We start from the raw sequence: 19,889 nt of genomic DNA, 5'->3' as shown, positions 1-19,889 counted from the left end.
TGGGCCGATACTTGCTGGCTAGCCCGGCAGCGTACCCACGTAGCTGTGCGACACGGCCACCGGGCTGCCCACGCCCTGCTGGGCCAGCGCGCGCTGGAGCTGTTCGATGAGGCGATTTTGCGCACCGCCGTTCTCGCCGGCCGGGGTGTAGGCGCGGAAGGCCACTGCCATGCCGCCGGGCTTGAGGGCCGTGACCACCACCTGCGGCGCGGGCGTGGCCAGCACGTGCTCATCGGCCTGCATGAGGGGCACGGCCCAGCCGCGCAGCGCCTCCAGGTTGGTGTTGCCGTCTACTTCGGCCAGAATCTCAACCAGGGCCTTGTTCTGGGCCGTTTTGTTCACGATGACGTTGTTCGACGTGGCCCCGTTGGGCAGGATAATGGTGTCGCCCTGCGGCGTAACGAGGATGGTATTGAAAATCTGAATTTCGCGCACTTCCCCCGATTTCCCCTGCGACTCAATGGTGTCGCCCACCACGTAGGGCTTGAAAATGAGGATGAGCACCCCGCCCGCAAAGTTGGCCAGCGTGCCCTGCAAAGCCAGGCCCACGGCCAGGCCCGCCGCCCCCAGAATGGCCACAAACGACGTGGTTTCAAAACCCACCATGCCGGCCACCGTTATGAGCAGCAGCACCTTTAGCACGATGCTGACGAGGCTGGTCAGAAACGAAGCGAGCGAAACATCGAGCCGCGCGGTGGCAGCGGCAATAATCCGGCTGGCCCGGCCAATAACCCACCAGCCCACTACCAGCGCCACCCCGGCCATGAGCACGCGGGGCAAATACAGGATAATAAGCGTTTGGAGCTGCTGGGCGTAGGTAGTGACCTGGTTCATAGCTGGTAAAAAGGAGATAGAACGGCTAACTGCATTGGGTGCTGGCGGCTATTATTTCGCCAAATGGGCGTCAATTTCCCGAATAATCTTGCGGTTTTGCCGGAGCACCTGGTGGTAGCGGTCAGTAATGAACTGAATGGCCAGCCCCTTATTCAGGTAATTATACATTTGGTCGGATTGCATCACGGCCAGGAAGTTATCGCCCGAGCGCTGCAAATGCTCGTCGAGGTGGTGCTGGATGTTATTTGCCTTGTATTGGGTGAAGTCCGTGGTCATGCGCACCAACGCCGGAATGAGTTCCTGGTAATTGTCCAGAATGTCATTCAGCAGTTCGTCGTCTTCAATCAGGCTGAGCTTGCCGGCCGACTTGAACCCTTCAAACCGGGACGAGTTGGGCAGCAGGTTGGTAGAGTTGTACAGTGTCCACTGGTACTTGCGCACCGTATCGGCGTTTAGCGTTTTCGGGCTCAGGCCACGGAAATAGCGGTAGCCCTGCACCAGTTGCGCGTACGCCAGCGAATCGCCGCGCAATTCGACCAGGTCACTGGTTAAGTCAGCCCGCAGGCCGGTGAGGAACTTGCGCTCTTCGGCGCGCTCCACCGAGTGCTCGTGCCAGGAATGCAGCTGGATGGACAGCGTGATAGCAAACACGATGATGCCTATTTCCAGCAGAATTTCGGGCAGCCGGTGCCGCCAGCCGGCCGGATGCTTGGCGTCTTCCATGCCTAAGGCTTTTTTTCCGTGTTTGGTGATAAGGTCTATTTCAATCATGGCATCCGACCTAGAAAAGCTGCTACGGGCCCCACAACAGCCCATTGCAATGGCGCAAAGGTAAAAGTAAACGCCAATCGGAATTACCCGCCCTTACGGCAGCTGCACCAGTTCGATGCCCAGAATCTGGTCGCCTATTTCGAGCTTGTGCACCACGTCCAAGCCGCCCACTACCTGAGCGAAAATAGGGTAGCGGCCATCCAGGTGCGGCGTGGGCGTATGGGTGATGAAGAACTGACAGCTTTCCGTGTCCTTGCCGGCCGAAGCCAGGCCCACGCTGCCTTCCTCATAGCGCAGGTCGCCGAACTCGGAGCGCAGGTTGTAGGGCGCGCTGCCATTGCCGTCGCCGCGCGGGTCGCCGCCCTGGGCCACGAAATTGGGCACCACGCGGTGGAAATACAGGTTATCGTAAAACTTCCGGCCGACGAGCGTCACGAAGCTGGCCACCGCGCCGGGCGCTTCCTCAGGCTTCAATTCGAGCAGAATAATGCCTTTGGACGTGCGCAGCCGCACCTGCTGGCCCAGCGATATGCCTTGCACCACGGCCCAGTCTATCGGGTGCTGGGCGGCCGTGGCAACGGGCGTGGGCGTGGGCTTCGGGGCTTTTTCCAGCTTGTCCAGCGCTTGCTGAATGCCCTGCCAGGCCTCAATTTCGAGCGGCAGCGCCAGTTTGGCCTGCGCCCGGCGCAGGGCCGTCAGGTCGTCGGCCTGGGCTTCGGGGTAGAGTTTGGGGTCGGCCAGAGCCTCAGCGGCCGTGCCAATCTGGGCCACATCGCCGCCGTCCAGTCCGTGGCGCATGGCGGCGGCAAAATCGGCTTGATGGGCGGCCGGGAAGTCGGCGCTGCGACGCATGGTGAGCAGGGCCGCCAGCGCGTAGCCGGCCACCACCGGCGACTGGCCCGGCGCGAAGGCTTCGGTACGCACGAAGTCGAACGCGGCCGGGTCTTCGCTCAATGCTTCCAGCAAAAAGCCCTTTTCATACACCGTTGGCGCGGCCGGGTAGCGCTTCTCAATGGTTTCGACCAGGCTGGGGCGAGCGGCCGGGCTGGCGTGGCGCACAGCCGCCCGCAACAACGCCGCCCGCACCCGCACCGAGGCCTGTTTATTGCCGTCGGCCAGGGCGGCCAGCGCCGCGCCCGATTCGCCTTTCGCATGAGCCAGCAGCCACTCCGCTGCTGTGAGGGCCACGGGAGCCCGGTCATGGCTTAGGGCATAAAACACGGCTGCGCGGCTGGTGGCATAGTTTTCGGGGCCAAAAGGCAGGGCCCGGATGGCGCTGAGCCGCACCCGGTAGTCGGGGTCTTTGGTGGCGAGGCGGGCCAGCACGGTGGCCGGAGCAGTCGCTTTCGCGGTCAATTTAGCCGCCGCTTTCCGGCCAGCCGCAGGGCCCACGGGCGCCTTCTTCGCGGTGGCCGCAATTTTGCCCAGGGTGGTGGCCGTAGCCGCCCGCACGGCATACGACCGGTCCTTCACCGCTACCCGCAGCAGCGTGGCTTCCGCCAGCCGGGCCAAATCTGTATCGAGCCCACGAGTGCGGCTCAGACCCACCACGGCCGCCAGCCGGCCGCGCACGGGCAGCCGGGGCGAGTTCAGCACCGCCACCGTGCGCCGGATGCTCTCGGGCGAGCTGAGGCCGCGCAGAGCGGCGCGGCTCAGGCCCCAGGCCAGGGCGGCGGCGCGGGCCGTGTCATTCAGAAATTCGACGCGCCACAGCTCGGGCAGGCTGTGGCGCGTGACGGTGCGGCCCAGGGCCTCGTGCACGTAGCGGCGCACCTGGCCGTCGTTTTCCTTGAGCACGCGCACCCGCAGGCTGTCCACGGCGGTGCTGTCGCCGATTTGGCCCAGGGCGTAGGCGGCGGCGCGGCGCACGCTGTAGTCGCCATCGCGCAGCAACGGAATCAACCCTGGCACCGCCGCCGGCGCCTGCACCGAAGCGAAAGCCAGGGCGGCTTCGCGCCGGTAGGTAGGGTTGGCATTGCTCAGAAAAGGCAGCAGCGCGGCGGTGTTGCGCTCGTCCTGCGCCGTACCGATTTGGCGAATAGTGGCGTCGTGGTACTTGTTGGCGAGACCGGCGCTGGAATGTGGAGTACGGGTACAGGCGGCCAGCAACAGGAGCAGCGGCCAGAGGCGAAAGGAACGGATGGGCATGGGGTAAAAGTAGCGCAGACCGCCCGGCACGGAGTTAAAAGTGAAGAGTTAAAAGTTGAAACATGCTCTGGTTTCAACTTTTAACTCTTCACTTTTAACTCTCCCTTACTGCTACTCGCCGCCCCACGACGCTTCCTGCGGCGCGGCTTCGCCGGCCAGGTGCTGCGTGCCGATTTCCCGCAGCGTGGCGTCGAGTTGGGCGAACAGCACCTCATTGCCCTGCTGTCGGTAGCCGGCCAGCGCGGTTTCGAAGGTGGCCAGGCCGTAGATAAACGCCCGCAAATTATCAGCCGTGATGGCCTCAAAATGTCGGCCGTAGCCCATTTTCTGCACTTCGGCGGCGTTCAGCCACTGCTCAAACTGCGCCGGAATGGGAATGGCGCAAATGGGTTTGTGCAGGAACACAGCCTCCGAAATCAGCGAGAAGCCGCCGTTGGTGACCACGGCGCGGCAGCTGGCCAAATCGGCGATGAAGCCGGCTTCGGAAAAGGAGCACAGCTGCACGTTGGCGTGGTTTTCTTCTTTGTTGAAGCCGTAGACGCGGAACTGCTGGCCGGGCAATTGCTGGAGCAGCGGCACTAGGTTTTGCTGCGTGGTGGCCGACTGATACACCAGGACGTGGCCGCCGTTGGTGGGCGTGGCGGCCAGGATTTCGGGCCGAATAATGGGCGGTACCAGCGTGGTATCGTCCTTGGCCAGGGGCAGGTCGAAGAAGGTGGTGACGAAGTAGTGGCGGCTGCGCGGCAGCTTGGCCCGCACAATGCTTTTGGCCAGGTTGTAGTTGCCCCGCTCCGATTTCGGCACTGCCACATTTAGCTTGGCCCGGCTGATAATCTGCATGTTGTCGATGCTGACAATAGGTAACCGGTGCATTTTGGCGAACAGATAGCTGAACGATTCAAAATCCGAAATCACGATTTCCGGCTCAAAACCGCCCAGCAGCTCGCGGTACCGGCCAAAGTTGATGCGCAGGTCTTCCGGCGCGGTGCGCAGCGTGAGCACGGCCGTGCGCATCCTGCTCACCGCCAGCCCTTTGTACGCCAGATGAAAACCCCGGATTTCGTGCACCCGGCCCGGAAACGCGGCGGCCAGCATCTTGTAGGCGCGGCTGCTGCTCACCACGCACACCTGGTGGCCCTGGGCCAGTAAGTGGCCGATGACGACTTTGCTGCGGGTGGCATGGCCCAGGCCTTCGCCGGGCACTCCATATAGAATGTTCACTCTGGAAATGAGGAATGAAGAATGAGGAATGAAGAATTGGCAAGTTCGGCCGAAATTCCTCATTCCTCATTCCTGATTAAGCATCGCGTCACTCCGCTACCACCAGCTTCTCGTTGCGGGTGCCTTCGTTCGACTCCAGCCGAACGATGTAAATGCCGGGGGCCACGCCCGTGAGCGGCAGCGGCAACTGCTGCGGGCCGGCCGGGTAAGCTTTGCTGCGCACCACGGCCCGCACTAGGCGGCCGGTGCCATCAAGCAGCGAAACGGTGACGGGGCTGGCGCGCTCCATCTGGAAATTGATGGTGGTGGTGGCGCTCGTGGGGTTGGGGAACACGGCCATTTGCACGGTGCCAGGGGTAGTGGCCACGCCGGGCACGGTGCTCAGCACAATGTTTTCGTCGCCGGCGCGGTAGGGCAGCACGTCGAAGTAAGTGAGCAGCATTTCGGCGGTGGTGCTTTCGCCCCATTGCACGGTTTGGGGCGGGCTATTGGGGTTGCGCGGGTTTTGGGCCGTGTTGTCGTAAGTGGCATCGGCCATGAGGCGCGAGCCGGCCGGGATGCGCTGCAGGCTGGTGAAGCGGTAAATACCCTGCCACCGAAAGTCCCAGTCGTTAATTTTCACCAGCCGGATAGTGTCACCGTTGGGTTTCACGGCCCATACTTTCCAACCTTTGCTGAGGAAGTGCGCGTGCGGCGCGATGCTCAGCATGGTGGCCTCAAACGGCACCACAATTTGAGCATGGAAGGTGCTTATCTGGTTGGCCGGAATGATAAACGGGCCGTTGGTGAGCGTGACCGGCGAGATGGCCGGCAACGTCTGGATGTAGCGCGTGACGGGCTGACGGGCAAAAAACACGTTTACCACCGAGGAGTCGGTCTGCGTCACGTAGTTGGGGCCGTAGTGCACCTGCACCAGCAGCGAGGAGTGGCGGTACAGCTTTTTGCCCATGCCCGTGGGGTAAAACCGCGCCTGCATGCCCGGCACCCAGGCTGCAAAGTTGGTTTCGACGGGGTTGAAGCCGAAGCCGCCGAACTGCGTGTAGCCGTAGCCGGGCGCAGCCGCATCAAGGGCCTGGGCCTGCTGCGTGGTGTCCATCCCGATGATGACGTGGTGTACGATGCTCTTATTGCCGGCCCGGAACTCGATGGCGGCAATGTCCCGGTCGGCCGGCATGTTCACCGGCAGCACAAAAATGCGGTACATATCCTGGCCGTTACCTAAGTGCGTGAAAGCCTGCGCCATGGGAATAACCATATCGGGCGTACCCAGCTGCGAGCCGCTGGGATAGGCAGGCACCGCCGGTATGAGCGCGGGGTTGCCCTGCGGCGTGCCGCCATCCACCCAATCCCGGATTTTCGCGATTTCCGCGTCCGTCAGCGTGTTCTCATCGAGGTAGTGGCGGTAGTTGGGGTCGGGTTTCCACGGCGGCATGTAGCGCGTACCCGTCACGTACTTAATGGTTTGGGCGTGGCTTACCACCTCGGCGTAGGTCGTGAGCGGAAACGGCGCTACTTCGCCCGTGCGGTGGCAGCGGGTGCAGTGGTTGTACACCAGCGGCGCAATATCCTGGCTGAAGGTGTACTGCGTGGTTTGGGCCTGAGCGGCGGGCAGTACGCCGAATAACGCCAGGGCCAGCAGCAATAAAGAGAAGCAGTGTTTCATATTGGTTTCCAGTTTGTTTCAAACGTCATGCTGAGCGCAGCCGAAGCATCTCTCCCGCGCAAGTAATTCATTAGTATTGCAGTAGAGATGCTTCGGCTACGCGCAGCATGACGTTCCTTAGTTGTTTTCAAATTTACTCAATAAAGCAACCCACGGGCTCCGTGCGGGGCACGGCTACCGGCTTGCCGGCGGCCACGGCGGCCAGCGCATCGGCCAGCTCGTGGTGATTGGTGACGGCGCGGTGCTGGCCCAGGCCGGCGTAGGCATCGTTCAGGCGGCCCTGGTAGAGCACGGTGTGGCCATCGGCCGCTACCACCACGGCTTCGGGGGTGACGCGGGCGTGCAGCTGCCTGGTGAGCCGGTGGCCCGCATCGGCTTGCAGCGGGAAAGTCAGCTGGAAGGTTTTGGCGAAGGTGGCCAGGCTGGCCGGCGTGGTTTCGGCCGCCGGAAACACACCCACAAACCGCACGCCCTGCGTCCCGTAGCGCCCGTGCAGCTCCCGCAGCGGCAGCGTAGCCGCCTGACTAATGGGGCAGGTTTCGGCCAGAAATACGTACACTGTGGCCCGCGGCGCGGCGGCCGGGCCGGAGCCGAAAAAGGTGAGTAGCAGGAGTAACAGAATCGGCATAAGGGTGTAATCAGCTGTCGAAACCAACTATTTCTAAATGCGGCAGCAAGAACCCGCCCCGCCATTGCGTTGGGGTTGCGACCGTTGGACTGGGTTATCGCTCATAAGTTACATATAGAACGCATAATGTTTTGAACGAGCGCCAGGCACCATCCGCGTTGCCAAAGCCGCGTAGCAGACACCGGCCAGAGAGCCGCGGTTCCGGCTTTTTCGGCCCGGTTTTCGTTTAGGCCAGATAAAAACCTCATTCCTACCTCATGAACGCGCTTTTTTCAAGTTTAACCCGTCGGCCATCGGTGGCCACTTTCGCCGCCTCGGCATTGCTTTTTGCTAGTTCGTGCAGCGCCCCGCGCGCCATTGTGGCCACTGGCAAAGTCACGCCCCAGGGCGAATTTCGGGTAGGCTATAACCAGGGTTTTAACATTGCTTCGGCCCCGCTGGCCAAAGTTGGGAGCGCGGTGAAGGACGCCGCCAGCCAGGCCGCCAGCCAACAAAAAGTGGACTACACCGACGCCACCACGCAGCTGCAAGCCGCTGCCCTGGCCTACATTCTCGACCCGGTGCAGCCCACCGCCGACCTCAACATTCGCTACGGCATCGTGCCGCGCCTCGATGCGGGCTTCAAGTACGCCTTCGGCTCCTACGTGTTCGACACGCAGTACCAGCTGCTGGGCCCCACCGGCACGCCCGAAAACCCCGGCCGGGGCGCCGAGTCGGGCACTACCTACGCCAGCATCGGCCTGCAGTTTGCCACCCAGCGGGCCAAGCTGCCCAGCTTTTCCTTCCTCACCGACATCAACTCGGTGCTGAACTTCCGGGCCACCCGCAACGACTTGCTGATTCCGCTCACGTTCAGCCAGTCTTTCGGGCCGGAGGAGGAAATCGGCGCCATCAGCTACGGCCTGGTGTACGCCCACAGCTGGGTGAACTACGGCTTCGCGCCCACCAAAATCTATAGCGGCGCGGTGCAGGTGCCGGAGCTGCCGCTGCAAAGCCGCAATTTTTCCTCGTTCGGCGGCTTTCTCAACCTCAAGCTGGGCTACCGCTATTTTTATGTTATTCCGGCCGTGTCGCTCTTTTACCAGAACTACGGCGATTACGCCCTGCTAAATGGCCAAAGCACGTCGCTGAGCGGCATTACTGTGGTGCCCTCGCTGGGCTTCCAGCTGCGCATCCCAAACCTCACGAAGTAAGCCCACTGCCCGGAGCGCAGGCCTGGCGGCGCGGTATTAAGGCAGGGTTACCGTTCTTTGTCCCCCGTTTTTTAACTTTAAAAGCGGCTACCTCTCAACTTACTCCTCCCGCCCCTTCTCGATGGAAGCTCCCAACCCCGAATTCATGCGCGAAGCCATTCGCCTGTCCATTGAAAAAATGCGGGCCGGGCACGGCGGCCCCTTTGGCGCGGTGGTGGTGAAGGATGGCAAAATCATTGCCCGGGGCTTCAACCAGGTCACTACCACCCACGACCCTACCTGCCACGCCGAGGTCGACGCCATCCGCAAAGCCTGTAAGGAGCTGGGCACTTTCCAGCTCGATGGCTGCGACCTCTACACCAGCTGCGAGCCCTGCCCCATGTGCCTGGGGGCCATTTATTGGGCCCGGCCGGCCCGCGTGTTTTTCGGCAACACCAAGGCCGATGCCGCCGCCATTGGCTTCGACGACCAGTTTATTTACGAAGAGCTGGACCGCCCCATGCACGCCCGCCAGCTCCCCATGACCCAGCTGCTGCGCGAAGAAGCGCTGGCTGGTTTTCAGGCGTGGACGGAACTGGAAGGCAAGACGGAGTATTAGTTAGTTAGCACGAATTTGAGGCAGTCATGCTGAGTGAAGCCGAAGCGTCTCTACCGCAGGAGTAATTAATTAGTATTGAGGTAGAGATGCTTCGGCTTCGCTCAGCACGACGTTCTTTAGAAATTGACTTATTGCCCCATGATTGAATTTTACCTCAACGACCAGCCCATCCGCACCACCGAGGCCCCGGCCAGCGCCCTGCTCGATTTCGTGCGCTACCACGAGCAGCTGAAGGGCACCAAAATCGGCTGCCGCGAGGGCGACTGCGGGGCGTGCACCGTGCTGGTGGGCGAACTGGCGGCCGATGGCCTGACGGTGAACTACCAGAGCATGACCAGCTGCCTCACACCGCTGGGCAATTGCGCGGGCAAGCACGTGGTCACGGTGGAAGGCATCAACGCGGCCGGCAGCCAGCTCACGCCCGTGCAAAAAGCCATTGTGGACGAAGGGGGCTCGCAGTGCGGCTTCTGCACGGTGGGCTTCGTGATGTCGCTGACGGGCCACAGCCTGAGCACGCAGCCAGCCACCGCGAAAAGCACCATTGCCGCCATTGATGGCAATATCTGCCGCTGCACGGGCTATAAGAGTCTGGAGCGGGCCGCCGCCAAACTCACGGCCGAATTGGCCGACCGCCCAACCGAAAATGCCCTGGCCTGGCTCAGCGAGAAGCAGTTTGTGCCCGGCTACTTTGCCGAAATCCCAACTAAGCTCGCGAAGCTGCGACCCGATGAAGCGAAAGCAACGGCAGCTTCTTCGGCGGCCCCAGCAGCTTCCGCTACGGCCCACGCCAACGGCGGCAGCACCATTGCGACCTCGCCCAACGGCCACGCTCAAAGCCAGAATGACCACGGCCACCTGGGCACCACTTCTCCCTTCACCCACGCCCTACTGGGCGGCGGCACCGACCTGCTGGTGCAGCGCCTCGAAGAACTGCGCGAGCAGCCGGGCGTGCGCCTCATTTTCGACCAGCCCGGCCGGCGCGGTATCCGCCACGAAACCACCGGCCGCGTGGTGCTGGGCGCTGCCACCACGGCCAGCCAGCTGCTCGAATCGGACCTGATGCGCGGCCTGCTGCCGAACCTGCCGCAGTACCTGAAACTGGTGTCGAGCACGCCCATCCGCAACATGGGCACGGTGGCCGGCAACTTCATCAACGGCTCGCCGATTGGCGATTTGACCATTATGTTTCTGGCGCTGGGCGCGTCCATCACGCTGCTCGATGCCGCCGGCAACACCCGCGAGCTAGCCCTGCCCGACCTCTACCTCGGCTACAAAAAGCTGGCGAAAGCCGCCGATGAGCAGGTTGTCGAAATCAGCTTCCCCGCGCCGCTGGCCGGCGACTTTTTTCACTTCGAGAAAGTATCCAAACGCACCCACCTCGACATTGCCAGCGTGAATTCCGCTGCCTGGCTGCGGGTCGAAAACGGCGTTATTTCCGAAGCCCGCGTGTCGGCAGGTGGCGTGGGGCCGGTGCCGCTGCTGCTGGCCTGCACCAGCGCGTTTCTGGTCAGCCGCGAGCTTTCGGCTGAAACCGTGAACGCCGCCAACGCGGTGATGCAGGAGGAAATCAGCCCGATTTCCGACGTACGCGGTACCGCCGACTACAAGCGTCTGCTGCTGCGCCAGCTGCTGTGGGCACATTTCCTGCAGTTTGCGCCGGAATTGGCGGTGGATGAGTTGATTTAAATTTTTAGCGTCGCCCTCCGCGTTCGCCTCACCCCCGGCCCCTCTCCGAAAAGGAGAGGGGAGCCTGACGACTTCCGTCCGCACATAGCCGGTGCCCCCTCTCCTTTTCGGAGAGGGGCCGGGGGGTGAGGCGAACGCGGAGGGCGACACCCAAGCCATTACACTTCACCCCTTACTTGCGTGGCAAATAGCTTTTTCAAAACTGGCAGCAAGTGGGTATTGGGCGTGGCTTTAGCAGCCGGATTAGCTTGGTGGCTCCTGCCGCTTTCTATTACTCACCATGCGGAAGTCAGTCGCGGCAATACTTTGAGGCAACGGTTAGAAGACTACTTCAGCCAAAACCACACGCTCCCCGATGATGATGACTGGCAGCAGCTTAAAAAAGTTGGCTTCACCAGTCAGGAATTAGAAAAAGCGTACCCCGAGTACCACAAAATCGACGACGATGCCTTCGAATTGCTATTTGTGAAGGGCTTTGATGGCCCTTACCTGACGTGGAATTCGTGGGAGCGGAGGTGGAAAAAGGGCTTCGCAACGCTTCCCGTCCGCTGATTTTTGATTGTTTAGAACCCATGAACCACCTCGACCCCAACCGCCACGTGCGCGGCGAATCGCAGTACCTCGACGACGTGCCCGTGCAGCAGGGCACCCTGTACGCGGCCGTGTTTGAAAGCCCGCTGGCCCACGGCGTGCTCCGCAGCCTCGATTTCAGCGCCGCGCTGATGGCGCCCGGCGTGGCCCGCATCCTCACGGCGGCTGATATTCCAGGGCACAACCAGATTGGCGGCATCGTGGCCGACGAGCCGCTGCTGGCCGAGGGGCACGTGCATTTCCGGGGGCAGCCGGTGGCGCTGGTGCTGGCCCGCACCGAGGCGCAGGCTCATGCCGCGCTTAAGCTCATCAAGGTGGAAATCGACCCGCTGCCCATCATCACGGACCCACGTGTGGCCGCCGCGCAGGGCGAGTTGATTGTGCCGCCGCGCACCTTCAAAATCGGTGATTCTCAGGCGGCCTGGGCAGAATGTGCGCACGTATTTGAGGGCGTGGCCGAGAGTGGCGGGCAGGAGCATCTGTACATCGAAACGCAGGGCGCGTACGCCTTCCCCACGGAAATGGGCGGCGTGCGGATGATTTCGTCCACGCAGGGGCCGACGGCCGTGCAGCGCCATACGGCGCACGTTTTGGGCCTGGGGATGCACCAGGTGGAAGTGGACGTGACGCGCCTCGGCGGCGGCTTCGGGGGCAAGGAAGACCAGGCCACGCCCTGGGGGGCGCTGGCCGCGCTGGGTGCGTTCATCACCAAAAAGCCGGTGAAGCTGGTGCTCGACCGCATGGCCGATATGCGCATGACCGGCAAGCGCCACCCCTACTCGTCCGACTTCAAAATTGGCCTCGGTGCCGACCTAAAAATCGTCGCCTACGAAGTCACGTTTTTCCAGAACGCGGGCGCGGCGGCCGACCTCTCGCCGGCCGTAATGGAGCGCACGCTCTTCCACGCCACCAACGCCTATTTCGTGCCCAACGTGACGGCCACGGCCTTTAGCTGCCGAACAAATTTGCCACCGAATACGGCCTTCCGGGGCTTCGGCGGGCCGCAGGGCATGTTCGTCATTGAGTCGGCCATTGCCAAAGCCGCCGAGGAATTGGGCGTACCAACTTTTGAGATTCAGCGGAAGAACCTGCTGCGTGAGGGCGACCTGTTCTCGTACCGGCAGGCAGCTGAAATGTGTCATGCCGAGCAGGCCTGGGACACGGCCGCGACGGAGTTCAATTTGGCCGGAATCAAAGCCGAAGTCGCGCAGTTCAACCAGGCCAATAAGCTGAAGAAGAAGGGCTTCGCGGTGATGCCGATTTGCTTCGGTATTTCCTTCACCAAAACGCCCATGAACCAGACGCGGGCGCTGGTGCACATCTACTCCGACGGCTCGGTGGGCATCAGCACGGGCGCGGTGGAGATGGGCCAGGGTGTGAACACGAAAATTGCGCAGGTAGCGGCCCGCACGCTGGGCATTTCGATTTCACGCATCAAAATCGAAACCACCAACACCACCCGCGTCGCCAACACCTCCCCCAGCGCCGCCAGCGCCACCGCCGACCTCAACGGCAAGGCCACCGAAATGGCCTGCACTGCTCTCCGCGAGCGGCTCCTCGCCCACGCCAGCACCGAGTACACGCTTAATTACGAGGGCCTCGAAATCCACGACGAGCAGGTGCTGGCCGCCGGCGTGCCCGCCGAAACCAACTGGGAAAAGCTGGTGTCCTCGGCCTTCTGGAAGCGGGTGGCCCTCACCGAAAACGCTCACTACGCCACGCCCGACCTGCATTTTGACGCGACCGTGAACCAGGGCCACCCCTTCGCCTACCACGTCTACGGTACGGCCCTGACCACCGTGACGGTGGACTGCCTGCGCGGCACCTACACCGTGGACGCCTTGCGCATTGCCCACGATTTCGGCCAAAGTTTAAACCCTGTTATCGACCAGGGCCAAATTGAGGGCGGCGCAGTGCAGGGCATTGGCTGGATGACGATGGAGGAAATCGCCTACAACGCCGAAGGCCGCCTGCTCAGCAACTCGCTCAACAGCTACAAAATCCCGGACATCTACGCCGCCCCCGCCGTGCTCGACGTGCATTTTCTCGATACGCCCGGCCACCCCAGGGCCATCCTGCGCTCCAAGGCCGTGGGCGAGCCGCCGCTCATGTACGGCATCGGCACCTACTTCGCCCTGCGCGACGCAGTGCGGGCGTTTCAGGGGCATACCGCCCTCCCCTTCTCGGCCCCGATGACGCCGGAGAAGGTGCTGGTGAGCTTGTATCCGGAGTTTGCGTACGAATCAAGCCAGTCATTGCGAGAAGGCACGACGAAGCAATCCGTCCTGTGAATATTCAGACACTTTTTTTAAGCGACCAGCCCCGGTCCTACGCAGAACCGGGGCTGGTCACATCTTAGGGTTGGTCGCATCGAGAGGACGGATTGCTTCGTCATGCCTCCTCGCAATGACAATTACGCGGCCTGCTTGCGCCGGCCTTCCAGAATACGGAAGAACGAGCGGGTCTGCACCTCTTCCAGCGTCAAACCCGTCGCCAGAATCTCCTCTTCCGAAATCGCGCCGCAGTTCAGGGCCTTGAGGAAGAAGTTGAGCAGGCCCTGGCCCGTGGCGGCGTCGTCGAAGATGTCGCCGGTGAGGGTGGAGATGGCGGCGCGCTCCACGAAGCTTTTCAGGCGAAAAACCGCGTCGTCGTAGCTGCTGAGAAAAAAGTTGTAGGTAGCGGCGTAGCGCATGGGCAGCTGCGCGGGGTTCAGGTCCCAGCCCTGGTAGAAGCCATTTATCAGTGAATGCGTGGTGTGGCGGTAAGCCTGGCGCCAGGCGTTGTGCACCGATTCGCGGTTTTCGCGCAGTTGGGCGAAGGTCAGGTTGTCGCCCCGGTGCGGGCCGATGGGCATCACGTTGGTTGCGCCATCTGAGAGGAAGATGCCAGTGCCGCCCAGCGCTACTTTGGTCATGTGGTGGGCAAAATCGCACACGGGGTGACTCATGGTCTGGTACCTGGCCGTGATGCCGCAGGAGGCCGTGTAGTCGTAGGTGCCGAAGTGGGCCGCGATGCAGCGCCCCTCGCTGGCCCGGATGATGCGCAGGAGCGGGTTGCGCCCCTCCTCGTCCATGATAATTTGCGTGGCCTCTACCATTGTTTCCATTTTGAGGGTGCCGGGGGCCAGGCCGTTGGCCTTTTCCAGCAGCTCAAACAGGCGCACCATGGTGGTCATCTGCTCGGGGATGGTCACTTTGGGCAGCATCACCACGAAGTTATCGGGCAGCTTGCCACCGGTTTCAGCCAGCAGTGCGGTCAGGAAAATATCGAGCGTACGCACGCCCCGGGCCTTCATATCTTCCGTGAAAGGCTTGATGCGGATGCCGATGAAGGGCGACAGCGTGCCCTGGCTCATGCCTTTGGCCACTTCCTTCGCGGCGCGCACGGCGGTTTCGTCTTCCTCGGCATCGGGCCGGTTGCCGAAGCCATCTTCGAAATCGATGCGGAAGTCTTCCACCGCCTCGCGCTTCAGCTTCGCCACGATTTTGTTGTAGACCGAATAGGCCAGCCAACCGGGCTCCTGCTTGCGGTCCTCGGGACTCAGCGCGTCGAGCCTGGCGGTGAGGGCGGCTACGTCAGCCTCCGGATGCGGCAGGTACTCGTGATTTTTGAGTTGCAGCACGCGGGCCAACTCCACGAAGTTGGGCGCGTAGGTGAACAGGTTGTTGAGGGCGATTTCGCCCATCTTCACGCAGGTATCGGCCTTGAAAAGGTTGGCGCCGCCGTACACGGTGTGCACGGCCTGGCGGTCAGGCCGGTCGCCGGGATAGGTATGCTGGAATTTGATATTGGCCGCGCCGAGCTGGTCGAGCAGGGCCGTTTTGTCGGATTCGGGTAAGCTGAGTTTCATGATGGGAATTGATGTCGTAGAGACGCGTATTCGCGTCTTGTCGTTGAACGATGATGTGCGGGCAGCACAGACGAGGAGACGCGAATACGCGTCTCCACATCGTTCACGACCCGCGGTAAGTGGAATACCCAAACGGATTCAGCAGCAGCGGGACGTGGTAATGCTCATTGCCAGCCACGTTAAAAACGATTTCCACGAAGGGATAAAAATTGGCTGTGCCGTCTTGTGCGAAATATTCCTGCGTGTCGAATTTTATTTTATAAACGCCAAATTCCAGCTGCTTTTCATGAGGCAATAAATCGGCAATTCGGCCATCCGCGTTGGTGACACCGCGCGCTATTTCCTGCCAACTATCGCCGGCCTGCTGCAATAGCGCGATGGTGACATTTGCCGCCGGCTTGCCCTTGGCTGTATCGAGAATATGGGTGGATATCTGGCTCATGCAGCGAGGAGTTTTTCGAGGCGAAGTCGGGTAATTTTATTCTGTTCGCCGGCGGCAATTAATATTTCATCTTCCGACTTATTCGACAGCCGGGCTTGCAATAAAGCCAGCATCTCATCGGCTGATTTACCGGTGGCATACACGATAAATATGTAGCCGAATTTCCGCTCGTATTCTTCGTTGCCCGCCGCTAAAGCTTCCAGTGTTTCCTGCGAAGCCTGCTTTACGGAGGCCTGCTCGCCTTCGGCCCAGGTGCTGGAAGTGGCGAATTTCGCCCGTAGTGCCGCCACATCACCGCCGATTTTGGGGTGGTGGGTGAAGGCTTCGCGCCAGTCGGCTTCGCTCAGGCTGTTCCACTGCGTATTGGCCTCATCCATCAGCGTTTCGACGTCGGATACGGGAAAGCTGGCCACCATTTTTTCAACCCACGCCGTGGAGCCGCAGCACGTTTGCAGCGCTTCGGTGAGGGCGGTTTTGGGGAGGTTATTTAGTTCGGTCAGGGTCATTCGCTAATTCTTTTTCGCGCAATTCCGGATGGGCAATTGCGCGCGACATAAATTCAATGGTGCCTTTGCCACGCCGGGCTTTTTCAGCAAAAATTACGCCTGCGATGCAGCCAATCAGCGCAGTTACTATTGCAAGACCCAAGCTCAATCCATTACGCTTGTTCAGCCAGACAATTGCACCGATAATTACGCCGATAATTGCTGGTGAAATAAAGATTTGCAGCCACGCCAGCGCCAAGAGTAACCGTTCAATGAACTTCATCAGAGCAATTAATTACTCATGCGGTAGAGATGCTTCGACTGCGCTCAGCATGACGTCCCTTGTATGGCTCAAATCACCGTCGGAAACCGGTTCACGTTCTTGTAGTAGATGTACACCGATGGCTCTTGGCCCATGGCCGTGGCCCACTGCTGACAATACGGCGCCATCCAGATGGAATCGCCCTTTTTCACGGGGTACCAGCACTGGTCGAGCATGTAGATGGCCTGGCCTTCGAGGTACAGCAGGCCGTGCTCCATGATGTGGGTTTCGACCATCGGCAGGTTGCCACCGGTGCCGTAGGTGAAGATGTTCACGGCCATATCGAAGCCCGGCACGTTCGGCAGCAGCTCCTGGATGCGCAGGGCCTCGTCGTTCATGTAGACGGGCGCTTTGCTCAGGTCGCGCTCGCCCCAGCAAACGCCCGGCGTGGCGTGGCCCGCCAGCGGCTCGTACACTTTATGGAAGGTCAGAAGCTGCGTACCGGCTTCCGGCTGGCTGAACTCATACGCCTGGCTCACGGGCACATACACGTACTGGCCCACTTTCAGCGGGCGGGTTTCGCCGCCCACGGTGGCCTGGCAGCCGCCCTGCACCACGTAGAAGAAAATCTGCGAAGCCTCGGTCTGGCCCTTCACATTGCCGGCTTCGGTGAGGGTGATGAGCGTCTGGCAGAGGTGCGCGCCCATCTGCTCGTTGATGATGACGTTGACGGTGCAGTCGGTCCAGCCGGGCACGTTGCTGTTGATGTAGCCGTCGGGGGCGATGATGGCGTGGTTGCGCTTCACAACCGAGCGGGTCAGGGCAGACATTTCCATTTAGCGGGTGGGAATTTGGAGGCGGAGGAGGTGTAAAAAACGGTCGGCTACTTCGATGGCGGAAGCCAGGTCCGCCAGCTCTACATCCTCCAAGGGATTGTGGCTGATGCCTTTGTAGCAGCGGACAAACATCATGGCAATGGGCGCCACGGCCGAAACCGGCACCGCGTCGTGCCCCGCGCCGCTGACCAGGGCCAGCACTTCGTGGCCGGTTTCTTCAATGGCCTGCGTGAGCAGCTCGTTCAGCTCGGTGTTGCAATTGACGGGCGCGGTTTGCTGAATCAGGGTCCACGTCAGCTCCACGTTGCGCTGGCTGGCAATGGCTTCGGTGTAGGTTTTCAGGGCCTGGTAGGCGGCGGCCAGCTGCGCTTCGTCGGGGCTGCGCAGGTCGAGGGTGAGGGTGGCTTCGCCGGGAATGACGTTGCTGGCGGCGTGGCTCAGGGCCAGCTTGCCCACGGTGGCCACCAGGCCCTGGCCGTGGGTGAGGGCAAACTGCTCGGCGATGAGAATAAACTCGGCGGCGGCGCACAGGGCGTCCTGGCGCATGGCCATGGGCACGGTGCCGGCGTGGCCGGCCATGCCCGTAAAGGTCAGCTCGACGCGCTGCTGCCCGGCAATGGCCGTGACCAGCGCCACCGGAATATCCCGCTCCCAGAGCACCGGCCCCTGCTCGATGTGCATTTCGAAATACCCCAGCCAGTCGGCGGCCGGAATGGCATCGGCGGCCAGCTGGGTGGCATCGGCTTTCATTATTTCCAGCGCCCGCGCCAGGGTAATGCCGCCGGCGTCGGGCCGCATCAGCAGGGCATGGTCGAAAGCACCGGCCACTACTTTGCTGCCCAGATACGTGGTGTGAAACCGCACGCCTTCCTCGTCGCTGAAGGCAATCAGCTCGATGTGAAAGGGCAATTCGGCTTTCTGCTCAATCAGCTGCTCCACCAAATCGAGCCCCATGAGCACGCCCAGCGGGCCGTCGAACTTGCCGGCGTTCACTACCGTGTCGATGTGCGAGGCCAGCACGAAGGTTTTGGCTTCGGGATTCGGGCTGAGCAGGCGGGCGCGCAGGTTGCCGATGCCGTCGACGCGGGTGACGAGGCCAGCGGCTTCGAGCCAGCCCTGCACCAGGGCACGGCCCTGCAGGAAAGCGGGCGTGCCGAAGGTGCGCGTCACGCCGTCAGTGTCTTCGCTGATGGCGGCCAATTGTTGAATGCGCTGCATGATTCGCTCAGCGCGGGGTAAGTACTGCTGCATTCAGCTACCGGGTTAAAAGTTCGCCGCGGTTGAGGTGGAGAAAATCCGGGCGCTGATAGACTTGCTCACCACCCAGAAAAGTATGTTCCACCACGCCCGTCAATTCCTGGCAAATGTAAGGCGACACTTTGTGTTTATGCTGAAGCAGCTCCTCCGTCACCATGAAGGACTGGTCGACGTCCACCACGATAAGGTCGGCATCGTAACCGGCTGAAATACGGCCTTTGCGCTGGCTTTGGCCAATGAGCCGGGCAGGGGTTTCACTCAGCCATTTCACCAGGTCGTTCAGGGTGGCGCCGCGCTGGCGGGCGGCCGTCCACAGCACCGGCAAGGCCAGCTGCAACGAAGCAATGCCGCCCCAGGCCGTGGTGAAATCGCCGCTTTCGAGCTGCTTCAAATCGGGCGGCGCGGGCGAGTGGTCGGTGGCCACGAAGTCGATGATGCCGGCCTGCAACGCGGCCCACAGCTGGTCGTTATTGGCCTTTTCGCGGATGGGCGGCGCGCACTTAAACTGCGTCTGGCCATCGGCAATGTCCTCGGCATTGAAATACAGATAGTGCTGGCCCGTTTCCACCGTCAGGGGCAGGCCGCGGGCCTTGGCGGCGGCAATGGGCGCGATGGAACTGGCCGACGACAAATGCACGATGTGCACCGGGCAGTTGAATTCCTCACACAGGCGAATCATGAGCGCCACGGCGGTATCCTCCCAGCTTTTGGGGCGCGAGGCGAGGTAGTTCGGGTACGAGCGGTGGTCGTTTTTCTTCCACGCGTCATCGTCTTCCGACAGCTCACAATGCACCAGCAGCGGCAGCCCGTGCCGGGCCAGAATCGGCATCACTTGTCTTAAATCATCTTCCGTGGCATTGGGAAAGTCATCGATACCCGAGTGCGTCAGAAAGGCCTTGAAGCCGAGCACGCCGGCCGCAATCAGGGGCTCGATTTCGGCCGCGTTGCCGGGCACTACGCCGCCCCAGAAGCCCACGTTGGTGTGCAGCTGGCCCCGCGTAGCGGCCCGCTTCAGCCCCAGGTTGGCCACCGAAGTTGTGACCGGGGCCGAGTTCAGCGGCATGTCCACCAAACTGGTGAGGCCGCCGGCCAGCGCGGCTTTGGTGGCCGTATTGAAGCCTTCCCACTCGGTGCGGCCGGGCTCATTGATGTGGACGTGGGGGTCGATGACGCCGGGTAGAATTGCGCGGTGGCCCACGTCGATTAGGGTGGCGTCGGCCACGTCGACGTCGTGGGGCAGCAGGGCACTGATGCGGCCGTTTTCAATGAGAATGGTGGCGGCGCGCTCGCCCTCGGGCGTGACGACGCACTGGCTACGCAGGGCAAGGTTTGGCATGGAAGCAAAGTTTGGCGCTAAATTGAGGACTTTTTCCTGGCCCAATTAAATTGGAGGGGGTTGCAAGAACGTTTATTCAGCCTGTCAT

Annotated in this window: 18 protein-coding genes; 5 read left to right on the top strand and 13 right to left on the bottom strand. The window is 61.7% G+C overall.

Annotated features, from left to right (window positions below):
* Nucleotides 1-18: 18 nt before the first annotated feature.
* The 6 genes from J4G38_RS18600 to J4G38_RS18575 all read right to left on the bottom strand — a co-directional run bounded on the left by J4G38_RS18600 (nt 19) and on the right by J4G38_RS18575 (nt 7,265).
* Nucleotides 19-834, bottom strand: coding sequence for a mechanosensitive ion channel family protein (locus tag J4G38_RS18600; protein ID WP_210519817.1), 816 nt, complete (start codon nt 832-834; stop codon nt 19-21).
* Nucleotides 835-885: 51 nt separating this feature from the next.
* Entirely contained in the window at nt 886-1,605 is a 720-nt protein-coding gene (locus J4G38_RS18595; RefSeq protein ID WP_210519819.1) for a hypothetical protein, read from the bottom strand.
* A gap of 93 nt (nt 1,606-1,698) precedes the next feature.
* Nucleotides 1,699-3,753 (bottom strand): peptidylprolyl isomerase, encoded by a 2,055-nt coding sequence (locus J4G38_RS18590; RefSeq protein WP_210519821.1) that lies wholly within the window; start codon nt 3,751-3,753, stop codon nt 1,699-1,701.
* A 111-nt stretch (nt 3,754-3,864) separates the two neighbouring features.
* Nucleotides 3,865-4,974, bottom strand: a complete 1,110-nt coding sequence (locus tag J4G38_RS18585) for a glycosyltransferase family protein (RefSeq protein ID WP_210519822.1) — start codon at nt 4,972-4,974, stop codon at nt 3,865-3,867.
* An 88-nt stretch (nt 4,975-5,062) separates the two neighbouring features.
* Nucleotides 5,063-6,637: a T9SS type A sorting domain-containing protein gene (locus tag J4G38_RS18580; protein ID WP_210519824.1), complete on the bottom strand. Its 1,575-nt coding sequence runs from the start codon at nt 6,635-6,637 to the stop codon at nt 5,063-5,065.
* Between the two features lie 133 nt (nt 6,638-6,770).
* Nucleotides 6,771-7,265, bottom strand: a complete 495-nt coding sequence (locus tag J4G38_RS18575; protein ID WP_210519826.1) for a redoxin domain-containing protein — start codon at nt 7,263-7,265, stop codon at nt 6,771-6,773.
* Nucleotides 7,266-7,522: 257 nt separating this feature from the next.
* On the opposite strand from J4G38_RS18575, the gene J4G38_RS18570 reads away from it, so the two are divergent.
* The 5 genes from J4G38_RS18570 (at nt 7,523) to J4G38_RS18550 (ending at nt 13,624) form a co-directional block, all read left to right on the top strand.
* Nucleotides 7,523-8,458 (top strand): hypothetical protein, encoded by a 936-nt coding sequence (locus J4G38_RS18570; RefSeq protein WP_210519828.1) that lies wholly within the window; start codon nt 7,523-7,525, stop codon nt 8,456-8,458.
* Between the two features lie 121 nt (nt 8,459-8,579).
* Nucleotides 8,580-9,056: a nucleoside deaminase gene (locus tag J4G38_RS18565; protein WP_210519830.1), complete on the top strand. Its 477-nt coding sequence runs from the start codon at nt 8,580-8,582 to the stop codon at nt 9,054-9,056.
* Between the two features lie 138 nt (nt 9,057-9,194).
* Nucleotides 9,195-10,742, top strand: a complete 1,548-nt coding sequence (locus J4G38_RS18560) for an FAD binding domain-containing protein (RefSeq protein WP_210519831.1) — start codon at nt 9,195-9,197, stop codon at nt 10,740-10,742.
* A 180-nt stretch (nt 10,743-10,922) separates the two neighbouring features.
* A complete protein-coding gene (locus J4G38_RS18555; RefSeq protein ID WP_210519833.1) occupies nt 10,923-11,294 on the top strand; it encodes a hypothetical protein in 372 nt (123 codons plus the stop codon).
* A 20-nt stretch (nt 11,295-11,314) separates the two neighbouring features.
* Nucleotides 11,315-13,624 carry a xanthine dehydrogenase molybdopterin binding subunit gene (locus tag J4G38_RS18550; RefSeq protein ID WP_210519835.1) on the top strand — a complete coding sequence of 770 codons (2,310 nt, stop codon included), beginning with the start codon at nt 11,315-11,317 and terminating at the stop codon, nt 13,622-13,624.
* 122 nt (nt 13,625-13,746) lie between these two features.
* Here J4G38_RS18550 and J4G38_RS18545 read toward each other — a convergent pair whose 3' ends face one another.
* The 7 genes from J4G38_RS18545 to allB form a co-directional block, all read right to left on the bottom strand.
* Nucleotides 13,747-15,183 (bottom strand): DUF6986 family protein, encoded by a 1,437-nt coding sequence (locus J4G38_RS18545; RefSeq protein WP_210519837.1) that lies wholly within the window; start codon nt 15,181-15,183, stop codon nt 13,747-13,749.
* 103 nt (nt 15,184-15,286) lie between these two features.
* Nucleotides 15,287-15,625 carry a hydroxyisourate hydrolase gene (gene uraH / locus J4G38_RS18540; protein WP_210519838.1) on the bottom strand — a complete coding sequence of 113 codons (339 nt, stop codon included), beginning with the start codon at nt 15,623-15,625 and terminating at the stop codon, nt 15,287-15,289.
* Entirely contained in the window at nt 15,622-16,131 is a 510-nt protein-coding gene (uraD, locus tag J4G38_RS18535) for a 2-oxo-4-hydroxy-4-carboxy-5-ureidoimidazoline decarboxylase (protein ID WP_210519840.1), read from the bottom strand. The genes uraH and uraD overlap by 4 nt, the downstream gene beginning before the upstream one ends.
* Nucleotides 16,109-16,393: a hypothetical protein gene (locus J4G38_RS18530; RefSeq protein ID WP_210519842.1), complete on the bottom strand. Its 285-nt coding sequence runs from the start codon at nt 16,391-16,393 to the stop codon at nt 16,109-16,111. Before J4G38_RS18530 ends, uraD begins: the two co-directional genes overlap by 23 nt.
* Before the next feature lie 68 nt (nt 16,394-16,461).
* Nucleotides 16,462-17,208 carry a (S)-ureidoglycine aminohydrolase gene (gene allE, locus J4G38_RS18525; protein WP_210519843.1) on the bottom strand — a complete coding sequence of 249 codons (747 nt, stop codon included), beginning with the start codon at nt 17,206-17,208 and terminating at the stop codon, nt 16,462-16,464.
* On the bottom strand, nt 17,209-18,459 hold the full coding sequence (locus J4G38_RS18520) for an allantoate amidohydrolase (RefSeq protein WP_210519845.1): 1,251 nt from the start codon (nt 18,457-18,459) through the stop codon (nt 17,209-17,211). It abuts the gene before it with no gap.
* Between the two features lie 4 nt (nt 18,460-18,463).
* Entirely contained in the window at nt 18,464-19,801 is a 1,338-nt protein-coding gene (allB, locus tag J4G38_RS18515) for an allantoinase AllB (RefSeq protein WP_210519847.1), read from the bottom strand.
* Between the last annotated feature and the right edge of the window lie 88 nt (nt 19,802-19,889).

Source organism: Hymenobacter terricola (genome assembly GCF_017921975.2).
In the GTDB taxonomy this organism is placed as follows: Bacteria; Bacteroidota; Bacteroidia; order Cytophagales; family Hymenobacteraceae; genus Hymenobacter; species Hymenobacter terricola.
The sequence above is the reverse complement of the archived record's forward strand: the minus strand, read 5'-3'. Positions and strand labels throughout refer to the sequence as shown.

Excerpts from the sequence above, each read along its gene's own strand:
- J4G38_RS18560 (WP_210519831.1), top strand. The coding sequence starts at position 9,195 with ATGATTGAATTTTACCTCAACGACCAGCCCATCCGCACCACCGAGGCC.
- allB (WP_210519847.1), bottom strand. The coding sequence starts at position 19,801 with ATGCCAAACCTTGCCCTGCGTAGCCAGTGCGTCGTCACGCCCGAGGGC.
- J4G38_RS18600 (WP_210519817.1), bottom strand. The coding sequence starts at position 834 with ATGAACCAGGTCACTACCTACGCCCAGCAGCTCCAAACGCTTATTATC.
- J4G38_RS18575 (WP_210519826.1), bottom strand. The coding sequence starts at position 7,265 with ATGCCGATTCTGTTACTCCTGCTACTCACCTTTTTCGGCTCCGGCCCG.
- J4G38_RS18530 (WP_210519842.1), bottom strand. The coding sequence starts at position 16,393 with ATGAAGTTCATTGAACGGTTACTCTTGGCGCTGGCGTGGCTGCAAATC.
- J4G38_RS18565 (WP_210519830.1), top strand. The coding sequence starts at position 8,580 with ATGGAAGCTCCCAACCCCGAATTCATGCGCGAAGCCATTCGCCTGTCC.
- J4G38_RS18570 (WP_210519828.1), top strand. The coding sequence starts at position 7,523 with ATGAACGCGCTTTTTTCAAGTTTAACCCGTCGGCCATCGGTGGCCACT.
- allE (WP_210519843.1), bottom strand. The coding sequence starts at position 17,208 with ATGGAAATGTCTGCCCTGACCCGCTCGGTTGTGAAGCGCAACCACGCC.
- uraD (WP_210519840.1), bottom strand. The coding sequence starts at position 16,131 with ATGACCCTGACCGAACTAAATAACCTCCCCAAAACCGCCCTCACCGAA.
- J4G38_RS18580 (WP_210519824.1), bottom strand. The coding sequence starts at position 6,637 with ATGAAACACTGCTTCTCTTTATTGCTGCTGGCCCTGGCGTTATTCGGC.
- J4G38_RS18550 (WP_210519835.1), top strand. The coding sequence starts at position 11,315 with ATGAACCACCTCGACCCCAACCGCCACGTGCGCGGCGAATCGCAGTAC.
- J4G38_RS18590 (WP_210519821.1), bottom strand. The coding sequence starts at position 3,753 with ATGCCCATCCGTTCCTTTCGCCTCTGGCCGCTGCTCCTGTTGCTGGCC.
- J4G38_RS18595 (WP_210519819.1), bottom strand. The coding sequence starts at position 1,605 with ATGATTGAAATAGACCTTATCACCAAACACGGAAAAAAAGCCTTAGGC.
- J4G38_RS18545 (WP_210519837.1), bottom strand. The coding sequence starts at position 15,183 with ATGAAACTCAGCTTACCCGAATCCGACAAAACGGCCCTGCTCGACCAG.
- uraH (WP_210519838.1), bottom strand. The coding sequence starts at position 15,625 with ATGAGCCAGATATCCACCCATATTCTCGATACAGCCAAGGGCAAGCCG.
- J4G38_RS18520 (WP_210519845.1), bottom strand. The coding sequence starts at position 18,459 with ATGCAGCAGTACTTACCCCGCGCTGAGCGAATCATGCAGCGCATTCAA.